Here is a 6,286-nt window from a genome sequence, read left to right as displayed (position 1 = left end):
GGCCACAGGTGGCTTCGTCCTTCGTTCGTGGGTCGGTGCGCCGTGCCCGGCCCACCGACCCACGAACGAAGGACGAAGCCACCTGTGGCCGATCACTACGAAGTGCTGGGCGTCGACCGCGACGCCTCCGCCGACGAGATCAAGAAGGCGTACCGCCGACTCGCCCGCGAGCTGCACCCCGACGTCAACCCGAGCGCGGACGCCTCCGAGCGCTTCAAGCTCGTCACGCACGCCTACGACGTCCTGAGCGACGCCCAGCAGCGGGCGCAGTACGACCGCGGGCCCCAGGAGGGCTTCGGCGGCGGCGGCCAGGGCTTCGGCGGGTTCGGCGACATCTTCGAGACCTTCTTCGGGCAGGGCGCGCAGGGCTCGTCTCGCGGGCCGCGCTCCCGCCGCGAGCGCGGCCAGGACGCCCTGCTGCGCGTGGAGGTCTCGCTCGACGAGGTCATCTTCGGCACCCACCGCGACCTCGAGGTCGACACGGCGGTGCTCTGCGAGACGTGCCAGGGCTCGTGCTGCCAGCCCGGCACCTCGCCGGTGACCTGCGACATCTGCCACGGCTCCGGCCAGATCCAGCGCACGGTCCGCTCGCTCCTGGGCAATGTGATGACGGCCAGCCCCTGCGGCACCTGCCGCGGCTACGGCACCGTCATCGCGACCCCCTGCTCCACCTGCCAGGGCCAGGGACGCGTCCGCGCCCGCCGCACCATCCCCGTCGACGTCCCCGCGGGAGTCGACACGGGCCTGCGCCTGCAGATGCCCGGCAGCGGCGAGGTCGGCCCGGCCGGCGGCCCCAACGGCGACCTGTACCTCGAGATCAAGGTCAAGCACCACGACGTCTTCAGCCGCAACGGCGACGACCTTCTCTGCACCCTCGAGGTGCAGATGACGGACGCGATCCTCGGCTCCACGGCGTCGCTCAAGGCGCTCGACGGGGACATCGAGATCGAGATCAAGCCGGGCACGCAGAGCACCGAGATCGTCACGATCAAGGGACGCGGAGTCACGCGCCTGCGCGGCAGCGGACGCGGCGACCTCCGCATCGGCATCCAGGTCGTCACCCCGACGAAGCTGGGCCACCGCGAGCGGGAGCTGGTCCAGGAGCTGGCGAAGCACTACAAGCCGCAGAAGCCCGCGCTGACCCACTTCCAGCAGGGCCTGTTCTCCAAGCTCCGCGACCGCTTCCTGGGCTGAGCCCGTGGCGCACCACTACATCGACGAGTCGCTGGACTCCGAGGGCTTCATCGTCGGGGGCCGGCTCGCGCTCACCGGCGCGGAGGCACGGCACGCCGCGACCGTCAGCCGGATCCGCGCGGGCGAGAGCGTCCGGGTCGGGGATGGGCGCGGACTCGTCGCGACCGCGGTCGTCGAGAGCGCGGAGCCGGCGCGAGTGGTGCTCGTCGTGGAGTCGGTGCAGGAGTCCCCGGTGCCGTCCCCGCGCCTGGTCCTCGTGCAGGCCCTCGCGAAGGGCGACCGCGACGAGCTCGCCGTGCAGGCGGCGACCGAGCTCGGGGTGGACGAGGTCGTCCCGTGGCAGGCCGCGCGGTCGATCTCGCGGTGGTCCGGCCCGAAGGAGGAGAAGGGGCGCGAGCGCTGGCGCGCCATCGTGCGCGAGGCGAGCAAGCAGTCGCTGCGCCCCCGGGTGCCCGAGATCGCGCCGCTCGAGCAGGTGCGCGGTCTCGTCGCGCGCGCCGCGACGTCCCGCGTGCTGGTCCTCGAGCCCTCGGCGCAGGCGCGGCTCTCCCAGGTGGTCCCGGACGGACGCGACCTGGTGCTCGTCGTCGGGCCCGAGGGCGGCATCGCTCCGGAGGAGCTGCGGCTGCTCGCGGAGGCGGGCGCCGAGGCCGTCGCGCTCGGCGACTCCGTCCTGCGCACCTCGACCGCAGGTCCCGCCGCCATCGCCGTCCTCTCGGCCCGCCTGGGCCGCTGGTGACGCTCCTCCACAGCCGACTCGGGGCGCCGGAGCAGGGTGCCGTGGGCGAACGCGGCACCCGTCGCGCACGGGCCCCGTTTAAGATGGGTGCATGAGCGAACCCACCGTCTTCACGCGAATCGTCCAGGGCGAGATCCCGGCCGATGTGGTGTTCGAGAACGAGCGCATCCTCGCGATCACCGACATCGAGCCGAAGGCGCCCGTCCACCTCCTCGTCTTCCCGAAGACCCAGGAGCACGCCACGGTCGCCGCCCTCGCCGCCGCCGATCCCGCCCTGCTCGCCGAGATGGTGCAGGTCGCCCAGTCGCTCGCCGACGCCCACAGCAACGGTCAGTTCCGCCTCGTCTTCAACTCCGGCGAAGAGGCGGGCCAGACCGTGTTCCACGTGCACGCCCACGTCCTGGGCGGCCACCAGACGGAAGGCTCCCTTGCCACCGGTTGAGAACACGGGCGCGAGCCCCGACGAGCGTCCCGCCCCCGGCGCGGACGCGTCCGAGACGACGCGGCGCGTCGTCGCCGTCGACGGAGTCGCGATGGTGCGCCTCCTCGGACCCCAGGACCGCCTCATCCGAGCGGTCGAAGGACGATTCCCCGATGTCCGGGTGCACGTGCGCGGCAACGAGGTGACGCTCGACGGCGAGCGCGAGCCCGTCGCCGCGGCGACGCGCCTGGTGGAAGAACTGGTGCGCATGACCGCGAGCGGGCACGATCTCGACCCGGAGGGCGTGCGCGAGTCCGCCCGCATCCTGCAGAACGGCGGGCCGGTGAGCCCGGCCGAGGCGTTCGGCCAGGCCATCCTCACGGCACGCGGACGGAGCGTGAGGCCCAAGACGCTCGGGCAGCGCGAGTACGTCGACGCGGTCGATCAGAACACCATCGTCTTCGGCATCGGCCCGGCCGGAACCGGCAAGACCTACCTGGCGATGGCGAAGGCCGTGCAGTCGCTGCAGCGCAAGGAGGTCGAGCGGATCATCCTGACCCGCCCGGCGGTCGAGGCGGGGGAGCGGCTGGGCTACCTGCCAGGCTCGCTCACCGACAAGATCGACCCGTACCTGCGCCCGCTCTACGACGCGCTGAACGAGATGATGGACCCAGAGATCGTCCCGAAGCTGCTCGCGGCCGGCACGATCGAGGTCGCACCGCTCGCCTACATGCGCGGGCGCACGCTCAACAACTCGTTCGTCGTGCTCGACGAGGCGCAGAACACGACGCCCGAGCAGATGAAGATGTTCCTCACCCGCCTCGGCTTCGGCTCCAAGATGGTCGTCACCGGCGACATCACCCAGGTCGACCTGCCGACCGGCGCGAGCGGACTCCGCCTCGTGACGCGCGTGCTCGACGGCATCGACGACATCCACTTCTCGCGCCTGACCAGCGAGGACGTGGTGCGCCACAGCCTGGTCGGCCGCATCGTGGACGCGTACACCGAGTACGACCAGCAGAAGCAGGCGCAGCACTTCGAGCGCGAGCAGGCCCGGGAGTTCGCGAACCGCGCCGAGCGCCGCGGCCAGGCCGCCCGCCCGCCCGGCGACCGCCAGCCTCCGCGCGGCTGAGCCCGCCCGCCCCTCCCGAACCGAAGGAAGACCCGCCCCCGTGAGCATCGAGATCAACAACGAGTCGAGCGTCCCCGTCGACGAGGCCGCCCTGCTGCGCCTCGCCGGCTACGCGCTCGACTCGCTCCACGTGCACCCCGACGCCGAGCTCGCGATCGTGCTGGTCGACGAGGGCGCGATGGAGCAGCTGCACGTGCAGTGGATGGACGAGCCGGGGCCGACCGACGTGCTCAGCTTCCCGATGGACGAGCTGCGGCCCGGGACCGAGGACGAGCAGACCCCCGCGGGGCTCCTCGGCGACATCGTGCTCTGCCCGCAGGTCGCGCAGTCCCAGGCCGAGTCGGCCGGCCACTCCGTGCTCGACGAGCTGCAGCTGCTGACCGCCCACGGGCTCCTGCACCTGCTCGGCTTCGATCACGCCGAGCCGGAGGAGGAGCGCGAGATGTTCGGCATCCAGCGCGACATCCTGGTCGGCTTCCACATCAGCGAGCGACGCCGCTAGAGCGCGCCGTGCCCACTCTCCAGCTCCTCATCGCCGCCCTCGCGCTCGTCGCCGTCGGCGGCTGGTTCGCCGCGACCGACGCCGCACTCGGCGTCCTCTCGCGCAGCGACCTGCTCGACATGGCCCAGCACTCCCGCAGCGCCCGCGCTCTCCGCGCGATCGCGGGCGACATGAGCGCCCACGTCAACGTCGTCAACTTCTCGCGGATCGCGGCCGAGACGACGGCCGCGGTGTTCGTCACCACGGTGCTGGTCGTCGAGGTCCCGCAGCTCTGGCTCGCGCTCCTGCTGGCGGTCCTGATCATGGCGGCGGTCTCGTTCGTCCTGGTCGGCTCCAGCCCCCGCAGCGTCGGGCGCGCGAACGCGCGTGCGGTCCTGTCCACCAGCGCCTCGCTCGTGCACGTGCTCCGGCTCGCGCTGGGCCCGGTCGCGCACGGGCTCGTGGCTCTCGGCAACCGGGTGACGCCGGGGACCGGGCGCTCGGCGGGGTTCTCCTCCGAGGAGCAGCTGCTCAGCATGGTCGACGAGGCGACGGAGCAGGACGTGCTCGAGCAGGACGACCGCGAGCTGATCCACTCGATCTTCGAGTTCAACGACACCTTCGTGCGCGAGGTGATGGTGCCCCGCACCGACATGGTGACGATCGAGGCGACCTCCTCCGTCGGCGCCGGCATGGGGCTCCTGCTGAGCCGCGGCATCTCCCGGCTCCCCGTCATCGGCGACGGCGTCGACGACGTCCTCGGCGTGCTCTACCTGCGCGACGTGGCCCGGCACACCTACGAGCGGCCGGACGACGACGACACGGTCGCCGATCTCGCGCGCCCCGCGCTGTTCGTGCCCGAGTCGAAGAAGGCCGACGAGCTGCTCCGCCAGATGCAGCTCGAGTCCAACCACCTCGCGATGGTGGTCGACGAGTACGGCGGCATCGCGGGCCTGGTGACGCTGGAGGACCTGATCGAGGAGCTCGTCGGCGACATCTCCGACGAGTACGACCGCGAGGTCGACCTCTTCGAGGAGACGGCGCCCGGGGTCTACCGCGTCTCGGCGCGCCTGCCGGTGGACGAGCTCGGCGAGCTGTTCGAGCTCGACCTCGAGGACGACGACGTCGACTCGGTCGGCGGACTGCTGACCAAGGCCTACGGGCGCCTCCCCGAGCGCGGCGCGACGGCGCGGATCGGCGGAGTGCTGCTCGAGGCCGAGCAGGCGGACCCGCGCCGTGGGACCATCTCCACGGTGATCGTCCGCCGCGATCCCGATCTGGACACCGCCGGCGAGCCCGGCACCGGCCCCGTCGCGATCATCGCGGACGGCGGCACCACCACCCCCAGCCCGAGCACGGCTCCCACCCGCGGAGCCACGGGCGATCAGCACGAGGACGCACGATGACCGACACCACTCCCGCCGCCGCTCCCTACCGGGCGGGCTTCGTGTCCTTCGTCGGCCGCCCGAACGTGGGCAAGTCGACGCTCACGAACGCCCTCGTCGGCGAGAAGATCGCCATCACGAGCTCGAAGCCCCAGACCACGCGGCGCGCTATCCGCGGAGTGGTGCACCGCACCGACGGCCAGCTGATCGTCGTCGACACCCCCGGCATCCACCGGCCGCGCACGCTTCTCGGCGAGCGGCTGAACTCGCTCGTCACCTCGACCCTCGGCGACGTCGACGTCATCGGGATGCTGTTCCCGGCGGACGAGCCGATCGGCCCCGGAGACCGCTTCATCAACGAGCAGCTCGACTCCTTCCCGCGCGCCCGGAAGGTCGCGATCGTCTCGAAGGTCGACCTCTCCTCGAAGAAGTCCGTGGCGAAGCAGCTGCTCGCCGTCTCGGAGCTGCGCGAGTGGGACACGATCGTGCCGATCTCGGCCGTGACCGAGGAGCAGCTGGACGTCCTGGCCGTCGAGCTCCTGCGCCTGATGCCGGTCTCGCCCGCCCTCTACCCGGAGGAGGCGGTGACCGACGAGGACCTGTCCTCGCGGATCGCCGAGTTCATCCGCGAGGCCGCCCTCGAGGGCGTCTCGGACGAGCTGCCGCACTCCCTCGCCGTGACGCTCGACGACATGGTCGAGCGCGAGGACGGCTCGCTGATCGACATCTACGCCAACGTCTTCGTGGAGCGCGACAGCCAGAAGGGCATCATCATCGGCAAGGGCGGCCAGCGCCTGCGCGAGGTGGGAGCCGTCTCCCGCGAGCAGATCGAGCGCCTGCTGGGCCGCCGCGTGTTCCTCTCCATCCGGGTGAAGGTCGCCAAGGAGTGGCAGCGCGACCCGAAGCTGCTGGGGCGCCTGGGCTTCTGACGCCG

7 protein-coding genes are annotated in these 6,286 nt (G+C 71.9%); all 7 read left to right on the top strand.

The window, feature by feature from the left end; genetic code table 11:
• Positions 1 to 84: 84 nt before the first annotated feature.
• The 7 genes from dnaJ to era all read left to right on the top strand — a co-directional run bounded on the left by dnaJ (position 85) and on the right by era (position 6,281).
• Positions 85 to 1,194: a molecular chaperone DnaJ gene (gene dnaJ, locus C5B93_RS12735; protein ID WP_104225203.1), complete on the top strand. Its 1,110-nt coding sequence runs from the start codon at positions 85 to 87 to the stop codon at positions 1,192 to 1,194.
• 4 nt (positions 1,195 to 1,198) lie between these two features.
• Complete coding sequence (locus C5B93_RS12730; RefSeq protein WP_104292610.1) at positions 1,199 to 1,933, top strand: 16S rRNA (uracil(1498)-N(3))-methyltransferase; 735 nt, start codon at positions 1,199 to 1,201, stop codon at positions 1,931 to 1,933.
• 91 nt (positions 1,934 to 2,024) lie between these two features.
• Positions 2,025 to 2,375, top strand: a complete 351-nt coding sequence (locus C5B93_RS12725; RefSeq protein ID WP_104225201.1) for an HIT domain-containing protein — start codon at positions 2,025 to 2,027, stop codon at positions 2,373 to 2,375.
• A gap of 91 nt (positions 2,376 to 2,466) precedes the next feature.
• Positions 2,467 to 3,486 (top strand): PhoH family protein, encoded by a 1,020-nt coding sequence (locus tag C5B93_RS12720; RefSeq protein WP_104225204.1) that lies wholly within the window; start codon positions 2,467 to 2,469, stop codon positions 3,484 to 3,486.
• A gap of 40 nt (positions 3,487 to 3,526) precedes the next feature.
• Complete coding sequence (ybeY, locus tag C5B93_RS12715) at positions 3,527 to 3,988, top strand: rRNA maturation RNase YbeY (protein ID WP_104223424.1); 462 nt, start codon at positions 3,527 to 3,529, stop codon at positions 3,986 to 3,988.
• An 8-nt stretch (positions 3,989 to 3,996) separates the two neighbouring features.
• Positions 3,997 to 5,373, top strand: a complete 1,377-nt coding sequence (locus C5B93_RS12710) for a hemolysin family protein (protein ID WP_104223425.1) — start codon at positions 3,997 to 3,999, stop codon at positions 5,371 to 5,373.
• The gene (gene era / locus C5B93_RS12705; protein WP_104223426.1) at positions 5,370 to 6,281 is read left to right on the top strand and encodes a GTPase Era; all 912 of its coding nucleotides are present in this window, start codon (positions 5,370 to 5,372) and stop codon (positions 6,279 to 6,281) included. The genes C5B93_RS12710 and era overlap by 4 nt, the downstream gene beginning before the upstream one ends.
• Positions 6,282 to 6,286: the final 5 nt, after the last annotated feature.

It is taken from the genome of Rathayibacter sp. AY1A2 (assembly GCF_002930935.1).
In the GTDB taxonomy this organism is placed as follows: Bacteria; Actinomycetota; Actinomycetes; order Actinomycetales; family Microbacteriaceae; genus Rathayibacter.
The sequence above is the reverse complement of the archived record's forward strand: the minus strand, read 5'-3'. Positions and strand labels throughout refer to the sequence as shown.

Bases quoted from the DNA above. Each gene is read 5' to 3' on its own strand.
- C5B93_RS12725 (WP_104225201.1), top strand. From the start codon at position 2,025: ATGAGCGAACCCACCGTCTTCACGCGAATCGTCCAGGGCGAGATCCCG.
- C5B93_RS12720 (WP_104225204.1), top strand. From the start codon at position 2,467: ATGGTGCGCCTCCTCGGACCCCAGGACCGCCTCATCCGAGCGGTCGAA.
- era (WP_104223426.1), top strand. From the start codon at position 5,370: ATGACCGACACCACTCCCGCCGCCGCTCCCTACCGGGCGGGCTTCGTG.